The organism is Nocardia veterana NBRC 100344, assembly GCF_000308855.1.
Lineage (GTDB): Bacteria > Actinomycetota > Actinomycetes > Mycobacteriales > Mycobacteriaceae > Nocardia > Nocardia veterana.
Window position 1 is genome coordinate 16242 of the sequence record NZ_BAGM01000203.1, and the last position, 25711, is coordinate 41952.

Genomic DNA, 25711 nt, shown 5'->3' on the forward strand with positions numbered 1-25711 from the left:
GGACCGGCCGGTGCTTAAGGCACAGAAACGCCGGGTGCCGAAGGAACAGAACTCGCCCGTGCGCCGGCATCCGCACCTGCTGACCCGGCCGCGGATCGATACGGTCGTCGCGGTCACCCTCGCCGTCGTGCTGTCGCTGCTTCCATCCGTGCTGCCTCGGACCTCCGCATCCCAGGCCATCCTCACCGGGGTGCCGGTCGCCCTGGCCATCGGGATCGCCGGATTGACGCGAACGGCGCTGGGCCGCTGGGGTTTCGACGTCGACGCGCGGTTCGGCCGGCACCGCGTGCCGGTGCTGCTGGTCTGTGGTTTCGTGGTGACGGCCGCACTGGTGCGAGCCGCGGCATGGCAGAACGGGCTGCACGCGGTCATGGGTATGGCGCCGACCGGCGCGGCCTACTGGTTGCGGTGCGCGCTGGGTGCGGCGCTGGTCGTGGTACTGCTGGTCGGGCTCGGCCGCGCGATCCGCTGGCTCGTGCGCGCCTGCCTGCGTCTCGTGCTGCGGCCCGCGGGGCGGACAGCGGGGCACTAGCCCGGTACGACGTCGCCCGCGACCGGACGCTGCGTGACCGCGACGGTGCTGTCAGATCGCGGTGGCCACTCGCCATGCGCCGTGCATCGCCCCTTCGATATATCCCACCTCGGCCGCGTCGCCGATTACATGCACCTCGGGGACCACGCCGGCAAGTGCCTCGGCCAGCGGCGCCCGGGCCGACACACCCGACGCCACGATGACCATGTCCGCCGGCGCGGTGCGAGTCTCGTCGCCGACGCGAAACACGACGTGCCCCTCGGTGATTCGCTCCACCGTCGCTTCGCGAACGATCCGGACCCCGGCCTCGCCCGCGCGCCGGACCGCGGTCCAGCGTCGGGGCATGGCCATCGGCACCCCGAGTTGGCGACCTTCCTCGAGCAGGGTGACGTGGCGTCCGCGCTCGGCCAGGAACTCCGACAGTTCCAATCCCACCAGCGAACCGCCGATCACCACGACGTCGCGGCCGACCGGCAGCACCCGCCGGGTGACGGCCCGGATCATGGCCGGGCTCCCGGTGATCCCGGACAGCTTGCCCAGTCTCGCGACGGTCCGCAGCAGTGTCGGCACCCGGGACAGATCACCGACACCGGTCAGCAAGGCACGCAATGTATCACCGGTGTGCACATGCGGGAGATCGGCACCGGGGACGGGCGGCCGGTCGCGCGCCGCGCCCGTCGCCACGACGACCACATCGGGTCCTAACGCCCGGATCGAGGCAACCGTCGCCTCGCTCCGCAACCTGACGTCGACGCCGGCGTGCTCGACCTGGAGCCGCAGCCACTCCAGCAGGCGCTGGTTGTCGGGCGTGGTGAGGCCGGAGAACCAGAGCGTGCCGCCGAGCCGATCGGCCTTGTCCAGCACCGTGACTCGGTGCCCGCGTTCGGCCGCGATGCGAGCCGCTTCGAGCCCGCCCGGGCCGGCGCCCACGACGACCACGTGTTTCGCAGTGCTGCTGGGCACCAGCGGTAGCAGTTTCTCGTTGCCCAGCGCCGGGTTCACCGCGCACACCGGCGTGTCGTCCCAGAAGTTCTCCTGCACGCACACATAGCAATTGATGCAGGGCCGGATGTGTTCCGGCGTCCCGGCCGCGAGCTTGTTCACCAGATCCGGGTCGGCGAGCAGCTGCCGTCCCATCGCGACGAAATCGGCCCGGCCGTCGGCGATCGCCCGCTCACCGATGTCCGGCAGCACCCGGCCCACGGTGATCACCGGAATGGACACCGCCTTCTTCACCGCGGCCGCCAACTCGGTGTAGGCCCCGACCCGGTCGGGCAGCGGCCCATCGGTGAAGTTGGCGAACGGATTTCGGCCCCAGCCGGTGACGTGGACGGCGTGTGCCCCGGCCGCCTCGAACAGCACCGCGGCCGCCGCCGCTTCCGCGGTGGTCAGTGCGCCCTCCTCGCCGAACTCCTGCCCGGCGATTCGGACCAGGATGGCCAGTGAATCGCCCACCTCGGCCGCGACCGCGCGGATGACCTCCACTGCCGCCCGCGCCCGATTCGCGAGTGAGCCGCCGTAGCCGTCGGTGCGCCGGTTGTCCGCCCGGCTCAGGAAGGCGCCGAGGATGTAGCCGTGCGCGCAGTGAATTTCGACGGCGTCGGCGCCGGCGGCCCGCACTCGACCGGCAGCCTCCACGAAACATCGGACCAGCCAGTCGATATCGTCTGCTGTGGCCTCCCGGTAGCTGGCCTGTTTGCCGCCGGTGACGGCGGCCAGCTTCCGTAGTTCGTCGGCGGTGTTGTCGGCCAGGGCGGACAGATCCGCGCGGCCGGTGGGGATCGACGGAACCAGCAGCGGACGATCGTGCACGGTATCGATGCGGGCGACCTTGCCGTGATGGGTCATCTGGACGCACAGTTTGCCGCCGGCGGCGTGGACCGCGTCGGCGAGCGCCCGCAGGCCCGGAACGAAGCGATCCTCGGACAGTCCCGGCTCCTTGGTGCTCGCGCATCCGACCGGATAGGCCACCGCGCAGCAGCCGGTGATGATCAGCCCGGTTCCACCGGCCGCGCGGGCGGCGAAATGGTCGATATCGGCCTGGCCGATCTCACCGTCCTCGCACAGGTTCATATCCATCGCCGGCAGGACGACGCGGTTGCGCACGGTCATCGGGCCGATGGTCCCGGGAGCGAGCAGGTGCGGGAAGGTCTGATTGCGGGGCACGGGGAGAAGCTAGAACTCCGGTCGGGGTCGTAGTGCCCACCTCCCGATCAGCGAGACAGACCGCCGCCGACCCCGACCCGCTGCCGGCGCGGAGTTACCCGCGGTCATGCAGCAGCGTGGCCGCCTGCGCGGCGAGTTCGTCCGGGGTCCGGTCGGTGTTCAGGACGGCGCCGGACTCGTCGGGCGCCAACGGCTCCAGCGCCTGTAATTGCGAATCGACGAGGGACACCGGCATGTAATGGCCACGCCGGTGTGTCATCCGCTCGATCAGCTGATCCCGGCTCGCGGCCAGATGCAGGAAGAAGATGTCGGGCGCCGCCGTGCGCAGGGTGTCGCGATACCTGCGCCGCAGCGCCGAACACGCCATCACGCCGCCGCTGTTGTCACTCGTCCGATCGTGCAGCCAGCGCCCGACCGCCGCGAGCCAGGGCGCACGATCGGCATCGGTCAGCGGAATCCCGGCGGACATCTTGGCGATATTGGCGGGGGAGTGGAAATCGTCCGCATCCGCGAACGCGACGCCGAGCCGATCGGCGAGCAGGTGGCCGACCGTCGTCTTGCCCGTGCCGGAAACCCCCATCACCACTACGCACGGTGGCCGCATACGTCCCTCCCTTCCGGTGGCTCGGGCGCGCCGCGTTCTCGTCGAGGATAGTGCGCCGTCGGCGAACAGCGACCGGTGCGGACCGCCGCGGGCCATTTGCCCGGCCGAGGACGTGCCCGACGCACAGGAAGCCCCCGGCGCCGAGAATCGACCGATCGGGTCCGTTCGCGGGGTGTTCCGGGCCCAACTGGCAGTGTGAAAGAGATCGCCGCGCAACCGGACTTGTCCGTATCTTCTCCGTGCAAGCGGCGGTAACGCCGGTATTCCGTTGTCTTACAACGTATTCGATGGGGATAGGGTAGTGTGCTTCCGGCGCCGCAGTCGGTGGGGGCCGTTCGCTCGGATAATCGTTGTCTTACATCGGAATCGAGATACGTGCGTGAATCACAAGCTCTGGTTGCTCGGTCGATCCGTCACCGTCGGGACCCGGATGCTCGGCGAGAAGATCCGGGGACCCCGGTTGCGTTCCCGCGACGACGTACCGATCTCCGGTGATCGCCTCAGCACCGAGTGGTTGACGGCGGTGCTGTGTCGCGACGTTCCCGGCGCCGAGGTAACGGGTTTCACCACCTCCGGCGGCAGCAGCGGCACCTCGACGCGAACGGCGATCCGGGTCGAATACAACGAGGCGGGCGCTCGCGCGCAGTTGCCGACCGAGCTGTTCGCCAAGACCACAACCAGTTTCAGCCAGCGAATCCTGCTGGGCGGCGGGAAGATGATCGACGGGGAGACGCGCTTCTTCCGCGACTTCCGGCCCCTCGTCGATATCGAGGCGCCGATCGGGTACTGGGGCGCCTCCGATCCGGCCTCCTGGCGATCGATCGCGCTGATGGAGGACATCGCCGCGACCCGCGGCACCGTTTTCAGCGAGCCCACCGCATCGATCACCCGCGAGCAGGCCGAGGATCTGGTACGCAACCTCGCTCGTCTGCACGGCACCTTCTGGGAAGCGGAGTCCATCGCGGCACTCAACACCCCGGCGTTCATGCTCGACGTGTATCTGTCCGCGATCGATATGAAGAAGCGGTGCGAGGTAGGCCTGCGCCGGGCGGAGGAGGTCGTGCCGCCGGCCCTGCACGGCAGCAGTGAACGATTGTGGGCGGGCGTCGAGCGGGCGGTCGCCATCGCGACCGAACAGGTCCCACCGACGTTGCTACACGGCGATCCGCACATCGGGCAGACCTATGTGACCGGCGACGGCCGGATGGGTTTCGTCGACTGGCAGGTCGTCATGCGCGGCGGCTGGGCACATGATTTCGCGTACACCGTCAATTCCGGCTGCGAGCCGGACGACCGCCGCGCGTGGGAGAAGGATCTGCTCGCGGCGTATCTCGACGAGTTGGGGCGGGCCGGCGGTAAACCGCCGTCGTTCGACGATGCCTGGCTGCTCTACCGTCAGCAGGGCCTGTTCGCCTACGCCGCATGGGCTTTCACGATCGGCCGCGCGAGCTATCAGCCCCGGATGCAGTCGACCGAGACGTGTCTGACCTTGCTGCGGCGTATCACCACGGCGATCGACGATCACGATTCGCTGACCGCGCTGGGTGTCTGAATCTCTGGCGTCGCAGCGCTGCGACCGGCCCGAGGAAACACGTTCCGCCGTCATTGTTTGCCATGAAAACTCATGCGCTGCCTGGTGTTCGGTCCGGCCAGGGTCGTCCGATGCGATCACCGCAGCCACGCCGCCGCGCCGAATCCCGCGATGCGGTTCGACCGAGCGCGCGATACGACAACCGGAGTAGTCGATGAATACCTCGCAGTTCCCGGCCCACCCGTCCAAATGCCCGGTCGTCCACGGCTCGCCGACCAGTTCCGACGGCCCGCGGGTGACGTTGTACACGCCGGACTTCTCCGACGACCCGCACCGGATGTACCGCGATATGCGCAGTCGGTACGGTTCCCTGGTGCCCGTCGAGTTGGCGCCGCACGTGCCCGCCACGCTGGTGATCGGATATCACACCGCGGTAAGGATTCTCAACGATCCCGAACACTTCCCGGCGGACCCGCGAACCTGGCAGCAGACCGTACCGGCGGACTGCCCGATTCTGCCGCTGCTGGAATGGCGTCCGATGGCCAGTAGAAGTTCGGGAGCGGATTTCCATCGTTACCGCCAGGCCATCACGGCGGCGATCGACGCGGTCGATCTGCACTCGCTGCGCGCGGCCGTCGAGAAGACGGCGATTCCGCTGATCAACGGGTTCTGCCAGGACGGTCAGGCGGAACTGATCACGCAGTACATCTACCCGCTCGCCTTCGAACTGGTGAACTTCATGCTCGGCTGCCCGCCGGAGATCGGCGCGCAGGTCGCGGCCGGTACCGCCGCGCTGCTGGAGGGGGTCGACGCGGAGCAGGGCAACCGGATCCTGGGTGAGGCGCTGATGAGTCTGGTGCGGCTCAAACGAGCCCAGCCCGGCGACGACATGACCTCGGTGCTACAGCAACACGCCGCGGCGCTCGACGATACCGAGGTCTCCCATCACGTCTCGCAAATCTACGGTACGGGAATCGAATTCGAGCTGAACCTGATCGCCAACACCCTGCTGCTGGTGCTGAGCGACGATCGTTTCGGCGGCAGTGTGCTGGGCGGAAACCTGTCCTCCCGCGACGCGGTGGACGAAGTGCTGTTCGACGACCCGCCGCTGGCGAATCTCCTGGTCACCTACCCGCGCCAGCCCGTGCTGATCGACGGGGTCTGGCTGCCGGCCAACCAGCCGGTGGTGATCAGCATGGCCGCCTGCAACAACGATCCCGCGATTCGCCGCGACGATATGACCGGAAACCGGTCCCATTTGGCCTGGGGTATCGGACCGCATGCCTGCCCGGCGCAATCGCTGGCATACCTCATCGCGCAGGATGCGATCGATCAACTCCTGGACGCGCTACCCGAGATCCAGCTCGTGGACGCCGACGATGTCCCGAGCTGGCGGCCGGGTCCCTTCCACCGCGCCCTGACGGCACTGCCGGTGACCTTTCCCCCGACTCAGCCGCTGAATCTGGACAACAAGCCGGTCCAGGTGCGCTGAGCCCGGACGGATTTCCCGGGCCGTTCCTACTCCGACATGGAGTCGACGGCTTTGCCGATCCGGTCGAGATTCGGTGCTGTTGGTGGAGATGTCGACCCCGGCCTGCCGAGCGGTGGCGGGATCGATACAGACGTCGGTCATGGTGAGCCCTGTCGGAAGAACGCTTCGCACGGATGATAGCGAGGCGAGATCGGTTCGTCGGAATTCGGTTGCAGCAGTGCGAAACCCACGACGAGCGCATAGCCGGCGGCAAGGATCGCCGCCGGTACGGCGACGACGATCGCGGGGATCTTCACCGCCGCCGAGGAGAAGCGCGCGGCCGAAGCGATGAACACCACCGCAGCGGCGGCGGCCACGATCAACAGCGCGACGGCGGACCAGCTCGCCACGGCGGCGAACGCCGGAACGGGAACCTGTCGCGCACAATGGGATTCGCGCAGCGCAGCGGTCCGCTCGTCCAGCTTCCGGTCGGCCGATATCAGCAGGAGGACGGCGGCTGCGAAGCAGAGCAGGAAGGCTGAGGTGGACACGATCGCGGAGCGTTTCAACTACCAGGTCTCCTTGGGGCGGGATGATCCGAACATTCTGGGTGCCGCCGTCCTGATTCGAGAATCCGATCCGGTCGGTGAGGCTGAAATCTCTGCCATTGGTGGTGTGCTGGGAATAGCGGATGTCACCATTGGGCAGGACCGCGGTGACCACCGCCGTGATGTGCTCGGCCCGGTTCGTAGCCGCCGACGTGCTGCGTGTGCTCCCAGTAGATGAGATCCCAGGTTTCGCGCCCGCCGCCGCGACCTCCTGCGCACCGCAGTGGTCGGCCTGTCTCGGCCTACCAGGTGTAGATATGGCCGGGTGACCAGAGCCCGCCGTGGGTTTCCTGGCGGACCGCCGGTGTTGCCGGCACCGCCGAGGTGTCGATCGGGGAGAGGCGTTGCAGCTCACCCCAATCCTGATCCCAGTTGTATCGGAGGTAGGTGGCCAAGGTTTGCGAGCGCAACAACTGCTGGCTCCAGCCCAGCGGGCCGCCCCCGGAGTGGCTCTCCCACAGGGTCGTTTCCTGGGCGCCGACACGGTTGGGCATGATTCGCCACCGCGGAACCTGGGCGATGCCGTCCTTGTGATCGAACGGGCGCTGGCACGGGAATTGCAGGCCCACAGCCCAATCCAGCAAGACCGGCTGCTTCGAGCCGACGACGTCCGCCAAGGTCTGCGTCCGCGGGATGCGGGGCGGGGTCAGCGCCACCCAGCGCTGCGGATCGAGATTGTGATCCTTCGCCACGATCCGGACGACGTCGGCCCGCTCGGGGATTCGGTCCAGCGGGACGCGCAGATTCCGCCAGGACGGTGCCGGGCCGATATCGATCGGCGCAACCCGTCCCAGCGGGCGAGCGCTCGTCGCGGAGTCGGCGGTGCCGTATTCGATTTCCACCGGCTCTCCGCCGACGTAGCTGTTGTCCGGTCCCGATGCCTGGATCCGGCCCGCCGCCGTGATCGCGATGATGTCACTGCGCTCGTGCCGCGCGGGCAGCCGATACCAGCCGGTGACGAGATCGGCCGGTTCCTGCTGTCCGTAGGTGCCGAGCTCCGGCGTGGTCGCCGCATCGAGACCGTAAGGCAAAGGGGCGCCGCCGGTTTGGGTGCCCGAGTCACCGTTTCGGTTGCCGACGCTGGACCCGTTGCCGAAGGATGCGGCGATGCTACTGGTCTCCTCCTTCTCGTCGGGGGAGCGCACGTCGCCGACACCGTCCGGCACGAAGCCGTGGGCGCCACCGGTGAAGGTGGAGAACTGGTCGCCGGTCAGTGGCGTCAACATCGAGGCATTGGGATCGGTCTCGACCACCACTTTGTCGGCGAGTCCGCACGGATCACCCATGGCCGCACGGATATTCGAGGAGGCGAGCGAGAAGCCCGGGTACTGCCGCACGGCCCCGGCGGCGAACGACACGACCTCGAAGACCACCAGAATCGCGGCGGCCGCGGTCAACGGCGGGAATTTCGCCAACCGCCAGGCCCGCGGTGAAATGCGATGCGGCGTGCCGGGTTTCGGTGCCCGCACGTGCCACCAGATCGCGAGCAGCAGACACAGTGCGGCGATGACCAGGAATATCGCGCTGAACCCGACACCCAGGACCGAGGGCGACTCGTGCCACCACGGGATCCCGAAACTCGACACCCACCACCACTCGTTCACACTGGTGAAGATCTGCGCCAGCGCCAGCGACACCACCGCGGCGAACAGCGCTCGGTTGCGCGGCGAGCGCATCACCCGCGGCCCCACCGCGACTGCCGTCAATACCGCCACCGATCCGGCCAGACCGGCGTAGACGCCGTTGTGGTGGGTGTACTTGGTCGGGCAGGTCGCCATCAGGACCATCGCCCCGAAGGTGATGCCGAGCAGCCGTCGCGCCGGGCCGGCCGCCGTGAACGGGATGCGACCGCCCTTGCGCAGCAGGACGAAGATGCAGACCAACAAGCCAGTCCACATCGCGACCATGCCGAACCGGCGAGCGATCGAACCGTCGGCCGAGGGCATGAACAGCCACTGATAGTTCAGATAGTCGTTGTACCAGGGATCGGAGGGACCGACGATGTTGTGCACACGCTGCATTTCGAACATCGCCGAGAGTGGTTCGACGGCGAAGGCGAACGCCAGCACCAGCATTCCCGCCGCGAGCAGCGGGGCCAGCAGCGCTCCGTAGGCCCGGATCCAGGTGCCGCGCGCCACCGCAACCCCGGGGTGTGCACCGGCCAGTTCCCGAGCGCGCGGGATTCCGAAACCCACCGCCGAACGCAGTCCGGCCAGCAGCGGCGCCACACAGATGATCCCGGACGGCGCCGCCGTGAAACTGAACGCGGCGACGAGAACGGCCAGCGCGTAGGGCAGCAGCCGGTGTGTGGCGATGGCGCGCTCCACCAGGCACCAGGTGAGCAGCACACAGACCGCGACCACCGGCTCCGGTCGCAGCCCGTTGTTGTAGGGCAGCCACACCGCCAGGAAGATCAGCGCGCCGGTCCACACCGCCACCCGATCGTGACGCACCGCGACCCCGAGCCGCGGAATCACCTCCCGGCTCAGTGCCAACCAGGTGAGCATCGCCGCCAGCAACGTCGGCAATCGCACCCACGGGCTGGCGACGCTGATCTCCGACAGGTGCGCGATGATGTCGTAAGGCGGTGTGCCGACCGGGTTTTCGGGCACGCCGAAGAACCGGAAGTAGTTGGCCATATAGCCGGAGACCAGCGACGTGCGGGCCATGCCGAACTGGTAGCCGTCATCGGAGGTGGTGGCACCGATGAAATGCCATCCCACGAGGGTGGCGAGCACGACGAAGTCCACCCCGGTGAACCGCAACCACCGGTGCGCGAGCAGCCGCCGCAGCCGCCGCCCGTCGGCTCGATCCAGCCGGTGCAGCGCCACGAGTGCAACCAGAGTGAACACCACGGCCAGTACTTCCGCGGCCCGCTTGCCGAACGTCGGGACCACGGAGAACCGGCTGTCCACCTGCGCGACGACCTTGGGGCCGCCCGGGGACGGGAGGTCGCTGAAGATTCCGACCACCTGGGGCCGCCAGTCGCCGGGCGGCAGGTCGGCGGCGGTCACCTCGGTGCCCGGCACGTCGATCTCGGTCGAGGACATATCCGCGTGCACGGTCACCGTGCCATCGGCGACCGCGTCGACGGGCACGCTGAGCAGCGCCTGATTGCGCAACACCACGTCGAATTGCGCGGGCCTGCCGTCCTGCGCCGGTCGCACCCGCGCGACGAACCCGTATTTCTCCAACTGTGGCGCACCGGCGGGCAGCGTCGACACCGCCACCCCACCGTGTGCGCTCAACTGCGCGATCGACCGGCCGGGGATCGTCGCGTCGAACGTCAGCGGCGCGTAGGCGACCAGCGGTGCGGTGACGCTGCGCGGCGAATCCTGCTGCGGCCACGACACGGTGGTGTGGTCCACCTGCACCGGCAACAGCGGCACCGCGACCGCGCACAACGCGCCCAGCAGCCCGGCGATGAGGGCGATCAGCGTGACCCGTCTGTCCCGCCGGCCACCCGAGGTTGTGGTTTGCGCACCTACCCCGAGCGGCCCGTCCGCCCTCACCATCGTGTCGACCACGGTCGCCGATGCTAACGTGACGATTCCGTTATCCGCGATTTCGTCCGATGATGCACAGGGTGCGCTCAGGAAACCCGGGTCCGGCCGACGCCGGGGTGGCGGGACCGAAATCGGGCGTGACCTGCGTTGCCGGCGGCGGCTGCTGTCATCTCATCCGATTCGCACCGGTGGGACGATCAGCGCAGGCCCGCGAAGAGATCGGTTTCCTGCGCCGGTGCCGAGTCGACCCGGTTGAGGTGACGGACGAAGGTCTCGGTTCCGAAGATCATCTGCTGGAACTCGGACGGCAGTCGCAGAAACGGCACGCTGTCGCTCTGGCTGCTGTGCGCCTCCAGCGCCTTCACCTTGCTCTGCACATACGGTGCCACCTCGAGCACCGCGGTGATCCGGTCCATCGGCGTGCCGAAATCCGCCGGCGGCTCGAAGTCGACCAACCCCTGCGCCTGCAGCGCCGTGAACACCTCGAGTGAACTCTCCCGAGGAATCGCCGTGTAGTAGAGCTTGGCCGGGATCCCGGTATCGACCGCCGCCGCGACCGCGATTCGATTGGCCTGGATATGGTCGGGATGTCCGTAATTTCCGTTCTCGTCGTACGTCACCACCACCTGCGGCCGATACTGCCGCATCAGCTCGCCGAGCCGCGCCGCCGCCTGGTCGACGGGAGCGTTCCAGAACGCCTCCGGATCGCGGTTGGCGTCCCACCCGTCCATCCCGGAATCGCGATATCCGAGCAGCTCGACATGCTCGATACCCAGGATGCCCGCCGATTCCTGCAACTCCCGAAGCCGCAGTTCGCGCACCGCCGCCGGATCGTGCCCCGGCTCTCCGGGCTTGATCCCGCCCGGCGCATCACCCTGCTCCCCGTTGGTGCAGGTCACAAGAACCGTCCGGATTCCCTCGGCGGCATATTTCGCGAAAACCCCACCCGTACTGATGACTTCATCGTCCGGATGAGCGTGTACGGCCATGATCGTCAGCTGCTCGGTCATGAGGTCCCGTCTATGTCCTGGGTGGTTGGGTGTTCGTACTCTACGGAGCAACACCGACAAGGTTCGGGGGATTCCGCCGGGACGCGTCTCCCGGGCGTGCAGGGGGGAACCGCTGGTTCGGCGGTCGGACGGGCAGGGAAGCCCGCACAACCGGGGAGCTAGCTCGCGCAGATCGTCTGCGTTGTGGCCCGCTCGGCGGTCTTCGGGCCGCCGGTCCTGGAATGCGCCACGGCCGCAGGCGAATTGCGCGTTGCCACCGTGTCGGATGATGTCGGTTGCGGCTGCTGATTGGGAGTCGAAACAAAAGCCCCCAATCCACTGCGAACCACCGGATTCGACGATAACTTCCAAGTTGTAGTTTCAATTCCCCTGGCGGGCAGGAGTATTCGTTGCGCAGAATCCGCATGTCCAGGCCGATGGGCCGAGCCACGGCCGGTCTCATCACAATCGTGTCCGCCGTTGTCGCGCTCGCGCTGCCGGGCGCCGTCGCGGCCGCCGAGCCCACCCCGGAGGCCGCGCCCGCGGCCTGCTCGCTGGCGCCGGTCTCGAAGTCCGTCGACATCACCATGCCCGATGGTGTGCGGACCTACCTGCTTCGGGTCCCCAACGGGCTGACCGGTCCGGCGCCGCTGCTGATCGGACTGCACGGCGGCGGGAGCAACCCGAGCACCTATGAAACCCAATCCGGCTGGACACCGTTCGCCGCGCAGCAGAAATTCATCGTCGCCTATCCCAAGGGCGGCAAGAAGGACGTCCCCGACCCCAACCGCAGCTGGTACTTCGAAAACGGCGACAGAACAGACGTCAACTTCATCCTGCAGGTCATCGCCGACATCAAATCCGCCCACTGCGTCGATTCGAAGCGGGTATACATCGCCGGCCACTCCAACGGCGGCCAGATGACCTCACGAATGGCATGCGCCGCATCCGCCCAACTCGGCGCGGTGGCGATGTACGCCGGCGGTTCCCACGGCGGATGCGAAGACGGCGTCCCGATCCGCAAACTCTCCTTCGGCTTCTTCACCGCCGACAACGACTTCACCCAGGCTCCCGTCTTCGCCGCCCACCTGCAATGGCGCGGCACCATCGGCTGCAGCAACGACGCCGCCACCGAAACCGGCCCCGAAATCGCCGAAGGCTACCGGTACTCCTGCGAACAGGGCGCAAATGTGGTGTGGCGCAAATACAAAGCGGGCGGACACGACCTACCGAGTGGTGATCGCGGCGCGGACCTCCGCAACCGCATGTGGCAACTGTTCCAGAACCACCCACTACCGTGAGGTCAGCAGCCCCGTCCGAGTAGGCGCTGTACAGCCGCCAACCCGACAGTTGCGTTCTGCGTCATCGCAGCGGGATCGATCGTCGCCGCGACGTCGAGAACCGGATACTCATTCATCCCCTCCATGCCGTCAGTTGTCGAGCGACGGCGAAATCCCCGCCGCCGACAATAATCGACCACTCCGTTTCGGGTGCCCTCCCTTCCCTTCTTCAGTGCCTCGAGGTGGTCTTGCAGGTAGTGGCTCAAATGCAAAGGGGGCCACGACCTGCCCGGCGATGATCACTGTCGTGAGGTGGGAATGCGGTACTCGGTCTACTCGCAGGGGTACTGCGGTCAGGAGAAGCTCCGGAGGTGAGCAAGCCGAGACGTGCCTTCCCGCGCCGCAGGGCACCGTCTCAATCGTTGATGTCATCCGAATCGGGGTCGTGTCGTAGGGAGCTCGGGCGGGATGGCCAATTCGGGGGAGTGACGCGTTGGCCGGTCCAAGGATCGATCGGAACAATTTCGAAGAGCGATCGGTTGGCGATCCCCGAAGTATTCCACAGGGTCAGGCCTCCGATCCGAACTTCTGGTGAATAATCTTGTCTGTCGGGTTCTGTGACGAGAATCCAGCCGTTCTTGAACCCCAGACGGAATGCCCCAGTCTTGAAGAACACTGCAGAAACGATTCGAGAATCCAAGAACTCTTCGACCTGCGGTCGATTCCAGTAGTCGATGCGATGTCTGGTAGGGGATTCCTTTGCGAGCGATTTAACCGACAGCTCGGCCTCGTACCCGACAAGGATTCGGAAATCTTCACCATCTAGAATGAGTTCCAAGTGGTCGGGCGTCCAGTCTATTCGCGACACAGACCTTCCGCGCAACGGTTTGAGCAGCCAACGGTCGTCGTGCTCGACGATGGCCGGAGGCCTCCGATCAGCTTCCATCACTCCTCCAGCTCGTCCAAGATATTGCCGATACTATCCTCGGATGGAGATCCGTCCGGCATCTTTACGTAGACTTCACCATCGTCCAAATCGACGACAACATCCGGATTTCTGGAAGCGCCGTTCCCGCGCCACGCGCCCTGGGCTTTGATCTTGTGAATTGCGTCTTTCACGGCTTGCGGAGGGACACCGTAGTGCTGTGCAATTTTGTTGACCTTGGTGGTCATCGACGCTGTGGTGAACGCACCCGTCGGGCTGTCGGGGTTGATGTCCTCCGAGTCGTCGATCAGGATCTTCATCGCGATGATGGCGGCGAGGTTTGCGGCGACCTTTTCGAGGTCGCTGGGCACCGCGTCGAACGCTTTGATGGTGACCGCGGCCGCCGCAACCAGTGCTGTATAGCCGAAGATTTCGGCGAGGGCACTGGCCGAGAAGGCTTCCTCGATCGCGCCGATGGTGGCGGTGACCGCGCCTGCGATTGCCTCACCGGAAACCTCGACGGACATGCCGACAGTGAAGACGGCGAGTGCGACTCCCGCGACAGCCGCGGCGGCGACGCCGGCTTCCAGCCAGTTGATCTTGTGTGCGGTGTCCTGGCCGAACGAGAGGGTGGCGTCGTGGTACTTGCCGACCGGTGCCGCCACATTCTGTGCAGCGGTTGCTACGGAGTCGGCGCCGCTTTTGAGAGTATTGAAATGGTCTTGGATGTGTTGACGGTTGGTCGCGTCATCCATCCCGTCGAACAGCGCGGAGATGGTTGAGATCTGGGCGGCAGCGCCGGTGACGGTTTCGTGAGAGGCGAAGGTACTCCACGTCGCGTGCGCGGTCTTCAACTTCGCCGCGTCGCCATTCGGGAGTTTGTGGAACTTGTCGATTACCTGTGCGACGAGTTTGTCAAAAAAGGCTTTTACGCCGCCACTGTGCTCGAATCCGAGGCCGTTGTCGTGAACCGAGGTGGGGATGTCGACTTTGTACTCACCGACCTGGCTGATGTTCGGTTTCGGCGGTGGTGGATCGGATTTGTTGGCGACGCCCCAGTTGTAACCTTGTGCGTACAGAACAGCGCCGTAATTGGTGAGTGCATTGGCGAGGCTGGCCGACGTCTGTAGTGTTTTGCGAGCGGCGTCGTCGTAGATCCGGCCCCATTCTGCGCATCCGGTGGCGTCACCCGCCATCCCGACGCAAGACCCCTTGACGGCGTCGTGGACCGGCTTGTCGGCTTTGCGCAAATCCTCTGCGAGTTGCTGACATTTCTTGGCGGCGTCGTAGTAGGTCTGCCAATCGACATTCATCTATTGCCCGCTTTGCAGCATCCGGCGATTGAGCTCCAGGGCACGGGTGTATGCTGCGTGCGCCTGCTTGGCGGCGTCGCTCATCTCGCGGACGCCGTCGACGAGTTCCTTTGCCCCGCTCATCCATTCGCGGTGCGCGTCATCGTAGGCGCGCGCGGCAAGCCCCTCCCAGCCGGAGCCCTGCAATGAGGCAGCGCGCTGTTCGATGTCGGCGAGGTGATCGCCGAGGAAGCCGGCCAGCCCGGATAGTCGGGCGATGATCTGATCGAGATGGTCGAGGTCGACCGAGAACTGTGAAGCCATGAGGCTACGTCCAGTTCAATTTCGGGATGTTCAGCGCCGCAGCAGTGTTCGCATCCACAGACCGGAACGTGTCGGCGGTGACGCCCAACTTCTCAGCCATCGTGGCCAATGCCTGGAAGATCCGTCGGCCGCCGTCATGAACCTCGGACCAGCCCTCGGAGAATTCATCGGCGTAGTCGCCGGTCCAGCTGCCGTTCAATAGTTCGGCGACGTCCGTGGCTGCGGAATCCAAGGCGCTGGACAAGGTGTCGGCCAAGCCGTAGATGTAGATTCCGACATCGCGAACCTGCTCTGGAACAACCGAAAAGCCCTGGCCGGGCACCGGAACATTTCCCCCACTGTCACTCACGAGGCGATGCTAAACGACGGGCCACCGCCCGTCTACCGTGACTGAGTCACCTTGGGTCGGCGAAACGGCGGATTACGACGAACGAACCTCCCGGCATCAGCCTTGCCCTGGACCACGACCACCTGGGTTTGCAACTCGATACACCAACAGCGGTTTCACGGCGGACGATGGCTCCGAGACGGATGGTCGGGCCACGCCGGCCTTCGGAAACACCTTGACCGGATTGCCTAGATCGGACGACCTGTGGCACGCTCTTCCCGCTCATTTCTACGAGGGGGAGACTTCGATGCGTTTGCGTGTGCTCATTTTCTTGTTCGCGCTCATCGGGATCGGTATCGGCGGCGTGTTCGCGTGGAAGAAGGTCTTCGGTACCACCGTCGACCGGCAGACCGAGCTGGCCAATGTCGTCTGCGGCACGATGGGCGCGAAGGTGAAGAACACCGCCGACTACCGCGGCGGCTCGACACCGCACACACTGGCGGTCTTCGTGCAGAGCAACGAGGGTTATTCGAGCGAGCGGATCGTCGACACCACCACCCACGACACGACGCTCTCCGATGCGCAACGCAGCAAGGCGATTTCGGAGATCCAGCTCGTGGCGTGTGTGGATCGCGACGGCGAACAGGCGTTGGGCCGAGACTGCGATTTCGACGGCGGCAAGAGCCTGGCGGTGTATCGCCCCGGCTATCACGTCCGCGTCTACGAACCCAAGACCCATCACCTGGTCGCCGACAAGCGTGTCGAGGCCGAGTCGGCGGACAAATTCCGTTGCCCGACTATGCATTTCGATCCGGGCGACCACAAGATCTACCTCGATCCGGATGACGCCGCGTTGGCGGCGGTGCTGACACCGCTGGTGCGCTGATCCCTAGCGGCGGTGCCAGGGCCTGCTCTCCGTGAGCAGGCCCTATCGGCACGGAAGTGCCCCCGCGGCAATCGATTACGAGGCATCCGCCGCGATCGCGAATTCGTCACGATGGGCAATCACGAAGTCCCGGAGCGATCGCGGTCTACGCCCGGTGACCTCGGCAACGGTGGTCGTGACCCGTTCCTCGGCTCCCGCCGCGATTCGCCGCTCGACCTGAGCCAGCACGGTCGCCATATCCTCGGGTAGTCCCGGTGCGATGCGGCGAGCGAGTTCGGGCACTGTCAATCGGACGTGGCGGACCGGCCGCGACGGTCGCAACAGGTCGTTGAGCGTCCGAGCGACGTCGTCGTAGGTCAGCACCTCCGGCCCGGTGATCACATAGTCCCGGTTCGGGGGAGTGTCGGCGAGCAGGGCCCGCACCCCCACGGCGGCGATATCGGCCGCGTCCACGAACCCGATCCCGCGTCCCTCGGTTGCGCTCGGCAATTCCGCCCGGGTGCGCAGGCCCCTAGCCATGTGGTGGTTGGCGACGACGAGATTCTGCATGAACCACGACGGCCGCAGCACGGCCCATTCCGGCATCTCGGTCACCAGCCGCCGAGCCCGGTCGAGTCCGGGAGCTTCCGCCGGGATCACATCGGAGCTGAGGAAGACCACGCGCCGCACCTTCGCTGCGCGTGCGCTGTCCAGGAACTGCTCGATCTGCCCCGACGGATCCCGGACACCGACCGGGGCGACGAGATAGACCCGGTCGATCCCGGTGAGCGCGGGTAGATAGGTATCGGAGTCGTGCCAGTCGAACCGGACATGATCGCCGCCCTGCTCGGCGGACGGGGACCGTGTCGCGGTGCGCACTCGGGCGCCGGCGGCGCGGAGACCGAGGGCCACCTGGCGACCGGTGTTGCCGGTCGCGCCGGTCACGAGGAATCGTGATGTCATGCCTTGCCCTCCGCGCGTCCCAGCTCGGCGAGCAGCTCGGGCAGCGTCCCGGTCGCGACCGCGGCGGCCACCGGGCTCCAATAGTCGCGCCAGGCAACGATTTTGCCGTGCCGCGCCCGGATCACCGCGATGTAGGACAGCTCGTAGGTCGCGCCGGTGCGGACCGTCGTGCCGCGTGCGGTGAACTCGGCGACGATCACCTCCGGATCGGTGGTCTCGTGGACCGCGACGGCCGGGAACTCCCGGATGGCCAGCCGCTGCGGATAGTCGATCAGATAGTCGTGCAGTGCGGCTTGTCCGTGCACTCGCTCGGGTGCCCCGGCGGTGGCGAAGGGGAATTCCAATTCCGCATCGGCGGCGAAGAGTTCGAGAAAGCTCGGCATATCGGCGGCGAGCAGCAGGTCCAGTCCGTGTTCGAACAGGTCCCGCGCGTTCCGCCGCTCGGTATCGGTAGTGGTCACGGGTTCCAGGTTCGCTCGGTGGCGCATGTCGCGGAACGGCCGGTGCAACCCCGGACTACCAGTCCGTTGCTCGGCGGTCCGGGTAGCGAGCACAGTGGACGACGTGGACAAATACGTGCTCGCGGACTTCCTGCGCCGGCGAAGGGCACGAGTGAGCCCCGGCGCCGTCGGTCTCACTCCGGAGCCCGGGCGGCGCCGACGCACGCCCGGCCTGCGCCGAGAGGAGGTTGCCTGGCTGGCCGGAATTTCCGCCAACTATTACGAGCGGCTCGAGCAAGCACGCGCGCCCCGCCCGTCACCGCAGGTACTGGCCGCGCTCGCGCGGGCGTTGCGGCTCGGTCCCGACGAACAGCGCTATCTGACCCGGCTCGCCGGTCATGAACTGGGCCAATCGGGTATCCCCGACGATGACGTACCGGCGGGTGTCCGCCAACTGCTGCAGCGCATCGAACTCCCGGCCTATGTGCTGAACCCGCGGTACGACGTACTGGCCTGGAATGCGGCGGCAGTCGCCCTGTTCGGGGATTTCGACGCGGAGCGCAATCTCCTGCGACTGGCGTTCGGAACCATCTCGCCCGCCGTCTCCTGCGGTTCCGCCGACGGTGAGGCGTACTTCGTCCGGCAGGCCGTCGCCGACCTGCGCACAGCGGCCGTCCGGTATCCGGACGATCCGCGCATACCCGAGCTGATCGAGTGGTTGTCCGCCCGCGACAACGACTTTCGCGCCGGCTGGACAGCCCACGAGGTTGCCCCCGCGTCCAGCATGTGGAAGCGATTCGAACACCCCGAGCTGGGGACGATCGAACTGGACGCCCAAACGTTGGCGGTGCCCGGGCGAGACCAACGCCTCGTCATCTACTCGGCCGAACCCGGCTCCCCGGCGGCCGAGGCACTTCGCCGACTGTCGCCGCAGCGAGCGCCGGCCGCCATCGACGACTCCGCGCGGAAACTACGCCCGGCTCTCGTTGAGTAGGGCCACCCCGAAGCCTCCGAGCGCGGCGCCGCCGGCGCGCAGCAGATTTCTGGTGAGCCTGGCGTTGCTCACCAGGGAGCGAGTGGCGCCGAACAGGAAGGCATAGCCGAGGAGGGAGCAGAACCCGAGTCCGGCGAAGACGACCCCGAGCAGGAACCCGTCGAGCGAGGAGCCGGCCTCGGCGAGGAACTGCGGAATCACGCTGGCGAAGACCAGAACGGTCTTCGGGTTCGACAGATCGCACAGCAGCCCCTCGCGGAAACCGCGGAGCAGCCCGCCCTGTTGCCCGCTACTCGTCTGCTGCGGCACCGGAAGCTCTTTGGTGAGAACAAGTTTCACCGCGAGATAGAGCAAATACGCCGCCCCCGCGATACGGACCAGCCCGAACGCGGTGTGCGACGCCGCGAGCAGCGCCGTCAATCCGGCGACGGACGCCATCGCCCACACCAGATCCGCCGCCAGAACGCCACACGCGGTGGCGACGGCCGCCGGACGTCCACGCACCAGCGCATTCTTCATCGTCAGCACCACGGCCGGCCCCGGAATCACGACCAGCAGGGCCGCGAGGGCGGTGAAAGCCAAGAGGTGGGAAGCCATATCGGCATTGTGGCATGCGCTTGCGACCAGCGGAGACGATGTCGGCTCACCGCCATGCCCTGATCATCGGCCTTCCGGCAAGCACTTGACCTCAACCCCAGTTCAGGTTGCACGGTCGTCGATATGACCATCTGGATCTGCGACGGCTGCGGCCTCGAACACGACGACTCCACAGCACCGCCCACCGAGGGCTGTGTGCTCGCCAGCGACGCGGTGACCGACGAGGAACGAGGTGACCTCGGACCGCACGGCAACTGGACCACCCATGCCGACCTCGCCCGTCAACCGCACACCACCCAGCACCGCGACCACGGCCGCGGCGTCCACAGCCTCCGGCGCGAACCACGACTGGCGATCGGCCACTGGTCGTTCCTCGCCCGCACCGACCACGGAAACCTGCTGTGGGACCCACCCGCCTATATCGACCCCGTCGTCGTCGGCATGGTCCGAGCCCTCGGCGGCGTCGCGGCGATAGCCACCAGCCACCCCCACATGTTCGCGGCCCAGGTGAGCTGGAGCCACGAGTTCGGACACGTCCCCGTGCTGGTCAACGCCAACGACAAGGAGTGGATCGCCCGCCACGACCCGGTGATCAGCTACTGGGCCGGAACCGAAAACCCGTTGCCGGGAATCACTCTCATCGAAGTGGGCGGCCACATGAAGGGCAGCTCGGTAGCACTCACCGCCGACGGCACCCTCCTGACCGGCGACACCATCGCCGGCACCCTTGTGCCGAACTGGGTCTCGTTCCAGAGAAACTTCCCGAGACACGTCCCGATGTCGGCCGCCGTGGTGCGCCGCATCGTCGCCCGGCTCGACGAGTACTCCTACGACCGGCTGTACACGTTGGGCGGGGATACGATCGATCACGATGCCAAGGAAGTGGTGCGACGCTCGGCGGAGCGGCATATTCGTTGGGTTACAGGAGAATTCGATCACCTGACCTGATGGTGCCTGCCCGCGTGGCCGAGCAGGCGGGCCCGCTCATCCGACGCAATGAGCAGGCGGCGCCGGGCTCCAGCTGCCGATGCACCCCGCACCGATATACGCGAGTAGGTCGATCACGGCCGACCCGGTCTGGAGGACCACCGGCTCGGTCGCCGTTGCCTGGGGAACGCTGTGCTCCAACCGAATTCCGGTTTCGGCGCCGGCGACACCGGCGGAGACGGCGCCGAAGGCGGTGACTGCGACAGTGAGGGCGGCAAGGCGCTTCATCGGGCTTCCTCTCGAACAACTGCAATCGCTACCCGCGTGTCCCGATATCTCACGCCTACTGTTGACGCGGCAAATCAGGACACGTTGTAGCGCAACGGTTACCGGCTCGTTCAGGTATGTGCGCGCACCGCCGCGTCGATCGCTGCCACTACACGCTCAGAACTTTCTTGCCACCGCCGCAACTGCTGCACGGTCGGGTTCAGTTCGTAGTCGTGATGATGAGTGACGACCGACAGCTCCGCCCACAGGACACGCGCCTCGCCGGCAGCCTGCGCACCGATGTACTTGGGAAGCACCAGCAGCTGGGCACGCCGGGTTACCGAGACCATCCGTGGCGATACCGATTTCCACAGTTCTTCGATGGCGTGCTCGACGGCAATGCGCAGCATCCATGCTGATGCCCTCGGCCAGAGGCCGTCCAGGTCGGCCGTGGCGTCGGTGATGAGCATGTCGGCAGTGCCGAGCCTGGAGCGGACGACGGTCAGTTGCTGAGCCATGCCGTAATCCTCTCCGCGCGATTGATGAGGTCTTCGAGGTCGCCGCGGGTGCTGCCGTGCGCGCCGCGATTACATGCCTCGATTACCGACGATGCCCACGGGGCGAGTTCCCGGTCCAGGCGTGCGAGGGCCGCGGCTTCTTTCGTTCGGTCCAGAAACAGGGCGAGTGCGAGCTTCTGTTTGGTTCGTTCGGCCGCCGCGAGCTGCTCGTCGATGGCGATCTGACTGAGACCATTCTCGCCCAGTATCTTTCGGACTTTTGCAGTGCTGGCGGACTCGATCGCTTGTCGGCAGCACAATGCGATCAGCTCATTGGCTTCGTCCTTGGGCAACCGGGGCGTCGACTGCAATGCGCGGGCATCGGCGAGGTTGCGGCGGATCGGGTCGACCGACACTCGGACTTCGACGACTGACCTCTCCCGGCGCTGTACATCGAGAATGGTCGCCGGAATATGCAGGCGGCGCACTGCTTCGGACAACCGCAAGTCGTGTGTGAAAACGACTACCTGCCGGGATCGCGCCACCTCGTCCAGCACTCGGGCCAACCCGTCGACCTTGGCGGGGTCCATGGACTGAACCGGGTCGTCGATCACCAGGAACCGGAACGGACTCTGCGCCGCCGTGGCACGCGGCAGGAACAGCGACAACCCCAGCGAGTGCAGTTCGCCCTGGCTCATCACTCCCAGTGCGGCACCGGCCACACCGTCGACCGTCACATCCAGGCTCACCCGGCGCTGCTGCGCACTGCCCGTCAGCACGACTCCACCGAGCTCGACATTGCTTTGCTGACGCAGCGTGGTCCAAATATGTTGCGAGAGCTCGGCCAATGGTCGCATGCGCTCGGTACGCAGTCCGGCGGCTGCATTCTTGAGCCATGCCTCCGCAGCCTTCACGGTCTTCAGTTCATCGGCCGCGGTTGCGGTCGAAGTAGCTCGCTCCACCCAGGCGGCGATCCGTACCGCCAATGGCGCCCAGACCGTGTCCAGGCGGGACAGCTCGGCGTGCGCTCGCCCCTGCAGGTCCGACAGCGCAACGGTGAGTCGTTGGTAGTGCTCGCGCATCAGTGTCGGCAGCTGTGCGGCATCTGCGGTTCGCAAATCCGCCCATGCCCGCCACTCTCGCAGCGTGTCACCGGCATCGATGGGGCAACTCGACAATGCTTGCGGGACAGGTTGAATCAGGCTGCGTGCCTCGGACACCGCCGCGTTGTGCGCACGCCTGGCCGCCGCGAGGTCGGCGGTGCGCCGTCGGATATCGGCGATTTTCCGGCCTGTCCGCTCCCTCCACTGCGCGTCCAGTTGCCCTTCCCCGCATACCGGGCAGAGGCAATCGTCGGCGGCGTAGGTGGCGGCGAGGTCCAGGATCTCCAGAATCGCCGTGTCCGCGTCGGCTTCTGCTGTCGCCGCACCGGTCAATTGTGCTGCGGCGGCGTCGAGACGGCTGGTGGCCTCCACCAGCAGAGTTGAGTCGGGGAGCCCGAGCGCGGCAATGCCGCTGAGGGCCGTCGCGGGGCCGGAAGCATCCTCTTCGGCACCGAGCACCGCCTGAGAGATGGCGGACAGGTTGTTGATTCGCCGGTCGAGCAGCTCGAACACCGCGCGCGCACGGTCGTCGTCGACGGCCGACAATTCCGCCAGCAAAGCCTCTTTGCCTTGTTTGACTTCCTTGGCGGCCTTGTCGATCTCGAGTCGCCGCCGCTGCAGGTTCTGCAACGCGACGCTGAGATCGTCGAGACCGAGCAGGCGGTGCAGCGCGTCGTACATCGCGGTCGGCGTGCCGTCGATCAGTGAGCCCAGCTCGCTGTAGGACAAGAATGGACGGAACAATTCCAGCGGCCGGGCAAGGTCGGCGCGGTCCAACGGCATCGGCTCACCCGTTTTGCGGCGGGTGGTCCAGCTGCCGTCGTCGAGTCCCGCTCCGGCGCTCCAGGTACCGGTGATGGTGAGCGGGTTCTCTGCGGACTCGGTCTGCAGTTCGACTTCGATGGCTGGTGCCTCGCCGTCGTGCAGATTCCGCCAGCCATCACGCCAGATTCGGCCGCGGTCGGACCATCGCTTGTTGTCGCCGGTGATCGCGAACTCCGCGGCCTCGGCGAAACTGGATTTGCCGCAACCATTTCGGCCGACGACGAGCGTCAGGCCGGGCGCGGGCTGGAGGTCCAGCGTCGTCTTCGGTCCGATACCTCGGAAGCCGTTCACCGTGATCGATCGCAGGAACATCCCGGCCAGTACCCCGCCGGATCCGGGGCCGGCGGGGGCGGTGTCGGGGAAGGCCGCCAGTATGGTTGCGGCCACTTCCGGAGAGACCGACCCATCGGCGGAAATCTCGTCGGACACCAGATCGCGCAGGCGCTCGGCATCCCCGTCGGACACTCCGTCGGTGGACAGCGTGTTCTGCATAGAAAATCCCCCAATCAATGCGAATGCTTATGTCGCACAGGCGAGGAAGGCATGCTCGCCGAACTGCGCGAGAAGTGAAAGTTTATCGAGAAGTGGGTGGCCGAGGGACGTGTTCGAGCGTCGGCGTCCTCGTGGCAACCCTCGGGCGGATGCGGCCACGGCTCGATGCTGCCGGGCATGGTCGCGTCCGGGACGCGAAAGTGCCGCCTACTTCACCGCGACGCGAGCGCCGCCGGAAAACGCGGAGTCGTGGAACTCGATCGCTGCGACCTGAGTGCCCTTCGGCACATCGAATGCGATCGTCACGGAGATCTTGTTGCCCGGATTGATCTCGGTCGACAGATCCTTGTTCAGATTGATCTCGGCGCCGGTGTCGTTGCCGTAGAGCCGGCCTTGGTCGTCGACGAGTTTCTGATTGTCGCCGAAGTAGGTTTGGGGACGGTCCCCGATGTTGGTGACATCGATGTGGACCAGGATGTACTCGCCCTGAGCCTGTTTGCGCAGGTACGGGTTATCGCCGACCTCCGAAACCGGAGGAGCGAGGCTGGTGACCACGAAGGCGAACTTGCCGTCGCGCACTTCCGAACCCAGCGGCGCCGCCGTGGTTCGCTCGGCCTCCTGTTTCGAGGCTTCGTGCGCTACGCCCCCGATGAGTGCGGCGCATCCGCCGAACAGCAGCAGTATGCAGGCGGCGAATCCGCCGAGAACCCAGGGCCAGACGCGCCTCTTCCTCGGCGGCGGCGGGTAGTAGGGCGGGTGTTGAGGTGGGACCGGAGCGGTCATCGTGATTCCGTTCTGCCGCCGAGAAGTCTCAGCGGCGTGTCGTGTTCGATCGTGGCGGAACGATTGCGGGGTTGTCGCGCAATGGGTTTCATGTCGCGCCCACAAGGCATGAGGGAACGGGCGTTCCCCGCGATCAGTACTGGCAGTCCGACCACCACACGGTGACCCCCAGCCCCGGGTTCTTCATGATCGCGTCGAAATCCGCCTCGCTGAGGCTGTTGCCGATCGACCACGAGTAGGTGCTGCCGATCGCGTCCCCATCGGAATACCGGGTGCCGGTGGCGACCGCACCGCATCGACCGCTCGGATACACCAGGACCAGCCGGCAGTCGTGTGCCGGCGCGCTGGAGCCGGCCGGCGGGGGCACCCGGTGGTCGCAGTCGGCCAGCGCGGTGTTCTTCGCCTCCTCGACGTCGGTGTAGTTGCGGGAGGCGTTGAGCAAGCCGTTGCTGGTGGAGACGGCGACCGCGGTCCAGCGGATCTCGTCCGCGTGGGCGGGGCCGGCGACCAGCGCGGTGCCGCCGACGGCGGCGCAGGCGAGGAGGAGACCGGTGGCAAGCGAAAGTTTCATCATGATGACTTTCGTTGTGATTGAAAGGTTTTCGTCGACAGCTGGCGCGGCGTGAGGAGCGGATCGTCGACAGGTTCGTTCCGCGGCGTCCGGCGCCGTGGAAGCGGCTGGGCTCGAGGGGCTACCAGCAGTACTGGTACTCACCGCTGCCGTGGCACTCCTGCTGGTAGTCCCACTGGTCCGGCACATCCGAGTTCGGGATCGCCGCACCGGCAGCACCTCCGATAGCCATGCCGCCGAGGACGCCGACGAGCAGGCCAACCGGCAGCGTGATCGGAATGAGCAGCCCCATGGTGGCGATGCCGACGACGATGCCGAGCAGCGCGCCACCGATTCCGCCGAGCGCGGCCCCGATTCCCATCCCGGCTTCGATGCTGCGCTGACGCGGAGAGGTCTTGCGCCAGTGGCCGATCGGGCTCGCGGCCACATCGGCGACCAGCTTGGTGCCGTCGCTCTCGACGCGGGGGTGGAGATCGACAACGTGGTCGCCGAGCTGCAGTTGCAGGGGCAGGCTCGCAACCTGTGTGCCGTCCGTGGCGATCACATTGATGGCGTCCGCCGTGACATCGAACCGGCCACCACTCAGTTCGGCGGTGAGCGTCTTACCGTCGGCGCCGCGGTCGACGTTGTACGCCACGCCACGGTCCTCGCCGTGCACACTGCCGGGCAGGACCGGTGCCGACGCATTCGGTTGGGTCGCCGGCTCGGCATCCGCTGTGCCGCAAGTTATTCCGACAGCCGCCACAGTCAGGGCGGCGGTTGCGGCGAACTTCTTGATCCTCATCGTGTTTTCCTTCGTTCGGCTCGTCGAGGCGAGTCGGTTTCTCGGTC

26 protein-coding genes and 1 pseudogene are annotated in these 25711 nt (G+C 66.5%); 8 read left to right on the top strand and 19 right to left on the bottom strand.

Translation table 11 applies throughout. The features are described from left to right. The first annotated feature begins 10 nt into the window (after positions 1-10). The gene (locus tag ON37_RS28145; RefSeq protein WP_157171647.1) at positions 11-532 is read left to right on the top strand and encodes an alpha/beta-hydrolase N-terminal domain-containing protein; all 522 of its coding nucleotides are present in this window, start codon (positions 11-13) and stop codon (positions 530-532) included. A 51-nt stretch (positions 533-583) separates the two neighbouring features. On the opposite strand, the gene ON37_RS28150 is transcribed toward ON37_RS28145, so the two are convergent. Both ON37_RS28150 and ON37_RS28155 read right to left on the bottom strand, forming a co-directional pair. Beyond that, positions 584-2698 (bottom strand): oxidoreductase, encoded by a 2115-nt coding sequence (locus tag ON37_RS28150; protein WP_040723783.1) that lies wholly within the window; start codon positions 2696-2698, stop codon positions 584-586. A gap of 94 nt (positions 2699-2792) precedes the next feature. Beyond that, on the bottom strand, positions 2793-3302 hold the full coding sequence (locus ON37_RS28155; RefSeq protein WP_040723784.1) for a gluconokinase: 510 nt from the start codon (positions 3300-3302) through the stop codon (positions 2793-2795). Positions 3303-3681: 379 nt separating this feature from the next. Between ON37_RS28155 and ON37_RS28160 the strand changes: the two genes are divergently transcribed. Together ON37_RS28160 and ON37_RS28165 are read left to right on the top strand one after the other, a co-directional pair. Next, on the top strand, positions 3682-4854 hold the full coding sequence (locus ON37_RS28160; RefSeq protein ID WP_040723786.1) for an aminoglycoside phosphotransferase family protein: 1173 nt from the start codon (positions 3682-3684) through the stop codon (positions 4852-4854). Positions 4855-5047: 193 nt separating this feature from the next. Beyond that, positions 5048-6325, top strand: coding sequence for a cytochrome P450 family protein (locus ON37_RS28165; protein WP_040723787.1), 1278 nt, complete (start codon positions 5048-5050; stop codon positions 6323-6325). Between the two features lie 137 nt (positions 6326-6462). Here the strand turns inward: ON37_RS28165 and ON37_RS28170 are convergent, their stop codons facing one another. Continuing rightward, positions 6463-6855 carry a hypothetical protein gene (locus ON37_RS28170; RefSeq protein WP_157171648.1) on the bottom strand — a complete coding sequence of 131 codons (393 nt, stop codon included), beginning with the start codon at positions 6853-6855 and terminating at the stop codon, positions 6463-6465. On the opposite strand from ON37_RS28170, the gene ON37_RS33290 reads away from it, so the two are divergent. Next, positions 6848-7090: a hypothetical protein gene (locus ON37_RS33290; RefSeq protein ID WP_157171649.1), complete on the top strand. Its 243-nt coding sequence runs from the start codon at positions 6848-6850 to the stop codon at positions 7088-7090. The genes ON37_RS28170 and ON37_RS33290 overlap by 8 nt on opposite strands. A gap of 64 nt (positions 7091-7154) precedes the next feature. Here ON37_RS33290 and ON37_RS28175 read toward each other — a convergent pair whose 3' ends face one another. Continuing rightward, complete coding sequence (locus ON37_RS28175) at positions 7155-10427, bottom strand: arabinosyltransferase domain-containing protein (protein WP_040723816.1); 3273 nt, start codon at positions 10425-10427, stop codon at positions 7155-7157. Positions 10428-10615: 188 nt separating this feature from the next. Then, the gene (locus ON37_RS28180; protein WP_040723790.1) at positions 10616-11428 is read right to left on the bottom strand and encodes a PIG-L family deacetylase; all 813 of its coding nucleotides are present in this window, start codon (positions 11426-11428) and stop codon (positions 10616-10618) included. Between the two features lie 449 nt (positions 11429-11877). On the opposite strand from ON37_RS28180, the gene ON37_RS31310 reads away from it, so the two are divergent. Continuing rightward, on the top strand, positions 11878-12708 hold the full coding sequence (locus ON37_RS31310) for a CE1 family esterase (RefSeq protein WP_157171650.1): 831 nt from the start codon (positions 11878-11880) through the stop codon (positions 12706-12708). 394 nt (positions 12709-13102) lie between these two features. Here the strand turns inward: ON37_RS31310 and ON37_RS33295 are convergent, their stop codons facing one another. From ON37_RS33295 to ON37_RS28200, 4 genes are read right to left on the bottom strand one after another with little or no spacing between them, the layout of a single operon-like run. Then, a complete protein-coding gene (locus ON37_RS33295) occupies positions 13103-13633 on the bottom strand; it encodes a hypothetical protein (RefSeq protein ID WP_157171651.1) in 531 nt (176 codons plus the stop codon). Then, complete coding sequence (locus ON37_RS28190; protein ID WP_245553547.1) at positions 13633-14925, bottom strand: hypothetical protein; 1293 nt, start codon at positions 14923-14925, stop codon at positions 13633-13635. The genes ON37_RS33295 and ON37_RS28190 overlap by 1 nt, the downstream gene beginning before the upstream one ends. Next, positions 14926-15228 carry a WXG100 family type VII secretion target gene (locus tag ON37_RS28195; protein WP_040723791.1) on the bottom strand — a complete coding sequence of 101 codons (303 nt, stop codon included), beginning with the start codon at positions 15226-15228 and terminating at the stop codon, positions 14926-14928. A 4-nt stretch (positions 15229-15232) separates the two neighbouring features. Beyond that, positions 15233-15577 carry a WXG100 family type VII secretion target gene (locus tag ON37_RS28200; protein ID WP_245553548.1) on the bottom strand — a complete coding sequence of 115 codons (345 nt, stop codon included), beginning with the start codon at positions 15575-15577 and terminating at the stop codon, positions 15233-15235. Positions 15578-15863: 286 nt separating this feature from the next. Between ON37_RS28200 and ON37_RS28205 the strand changes: the two genes are divergently transcribed. After that, complete coding sequence (locus ON37_RS28205) at positions 15864-16442, top strand: hypothetical protein (protein ID WP_157171652.1); 579 nt, start codon at positions 15864-15866, stop codon at positions 16440-16442. A gap of 75 nt (positions 16443-16517) precedes the next feature. Here ON37_RS28205 and ON37_RS28210 read toward each other — a convergent pair whose 3' ends face one another. Continuing rightward, complete coding sequence (locus tag ON37_RS28210) at positions 16518-17384, bottom strand: NAD(P)H-binding protein (protein WP_040723795.1); 867 nt, start codon at positions 17382-17384, stop codon at positions 16518-16520. Further along, positions 17381-17845 (bottom strand): nuclear transport factor 2 family protein, encoded by a 465-nt coding sequence (locus ON37_RS28215; RefSeq protein ID WP_217999969.1) that lies wholly within the window; start codon positions 17843-17845, stop codon positions 17381-17383. The genes ON37_RS28210 and ON37_RS28215 overlap by 4 nt, the downstream gene beginning before the upstream one ends. Before the next feature lie 103 nt (positions 17846-17948). On the opposite strand from ON37_RS28215, the gene ON37_RS28220 reads away from it, so the two are divergent. After that, the gene (locus tag ON37_RS28220; protein ID WP_040723821.1) at positions 17949-18818 is read left to right on the top strand and encodes a helix-turn-helix transcriptional regulator; all 870 of its coding nucleotides are present in this window, start codon (positions 17949-17951) and stop codon (positions 18816-18818) included. On the opposite strand, the gene ON37_RS28225 is transcribed toward ON37_RS28220, so the two are convergent. Beyond that, positions 18795-19415: a LysE family translocator gene (locus tag ON37_RS28225; protein WP_051032220.1), complete on the bottom strand. Its 621-nt coding sequence runs from the start codon at positions 19413-19415 to the stop codon at positions 18795-18797. The two genes, ON37_RS28220 and ON37_RS28225, sit on opposite strands and share 24 nt — an antisense overlap. Before the next feature lie 123 nt (positions 19416-19538). Here ON37_RS28225 and ON37_RS28230 point away from each other — a divergent pair, with 123 nt between their 5' ends. After that, positions 19539-20363 (top strand): MBL fold metallo-hydrolase, encoded by an 825-nt coding sequence (locus ON37_RS28230; protein WP_040723796.1) that lies wholly within the window; start codon positions 19539-19541, stop codon positions 20361-20363. 36 nt (positions 20364-20399) lie between these two features. Here the strand turns inward: ON37_RS28230 and ON37_RS28235 are convergent, their stop codons facing one another. The 7 genes and pseudogenes from ON37_RS28235 to ON37_RS33305 all read right to left on the bottom strand — a co-directional run bounded on the left by ON37_RS28235 (position 20400) and on the right by ON37_RS33305 (position 25664). Next, positions 20400-20630, bottom strand: coding sequence for a hypothetical protein (locus tag ON37_RS28235; RefSeq protein ID WP_040723798.1), 231 nt, complete (start codon positions 20628-20630; stop codon positions 20400-20402). A gap of 110 nt (positions 20631-20740) precedes the next feature. Continuing rightward, positions 20741-21127, bottom strand: a complete 387-nt coding sequence (locus ON37_RS28240; RefSeq protein WP_040723799.1) for a hypothetical protein — start codon at positions 21125-21127, stop codon at positions 20741-20743. Then, the gene (locus tag ON37_RS28245) at positions 21112-22986 is read right to left on the bottom strand and encodes a hypothetical protein (RefSeq protein WP_373282093.1); all 1875 of its coding nucleotides are present in this window, start codon (positions 22984-22986) and stop codon (positions 21112-21114) included. Before ON37_RS28245 ends, ON37_RS28240 begins: the two co-directional genes overlap by 16 nt. Before the next feature lie 123 nt (positions 22987-23109). After that, positions 23110-23526 (bottom strand): annotated as a pseudogene (locus tag ON37_RS34785) (AAA family ATPase); the annotation flags it as partial. 207 nt (positions 23527-23733) lie between these two features. Further along, a complete protein-coding gene (locus ON37_RS28250; RefSeq protein ID WP_040723800.1) occupies positions 23734-24309 on the bottom strand; it encodes a DUF4352 domain-containing protein in 576 nt (191 codons plus the stop codon). Positions 24310-24442: 133 nt separating this feature from the next. After that, positions 24443-24880 carry a DUF4189 domain-containing protein gene (locus tag ON37_RS33300; protein ID WP_157171653.1) on the bottom strand — a complete coding sequence of 146 codons (438 nt, stop codon included), beginning with the start codon at positions 24878-24880 and terminating at the stop codon, positions 24443-24445. A 121-nt stretch (positions 24881-25001) separates the two neighbouring features. Further along, positions 25002-25664 (bottom strand): DUF8020 domain-containing protein, encoded by a 663-nt coding sequence (locus ON37_RS33305; protein ID WP_040723802.1) that lies wholly within the window; start codon positions 25662-25664, stop codon positions 25002-25004. Positions 25665-25711: the final 47 nt, after the last annotated feature.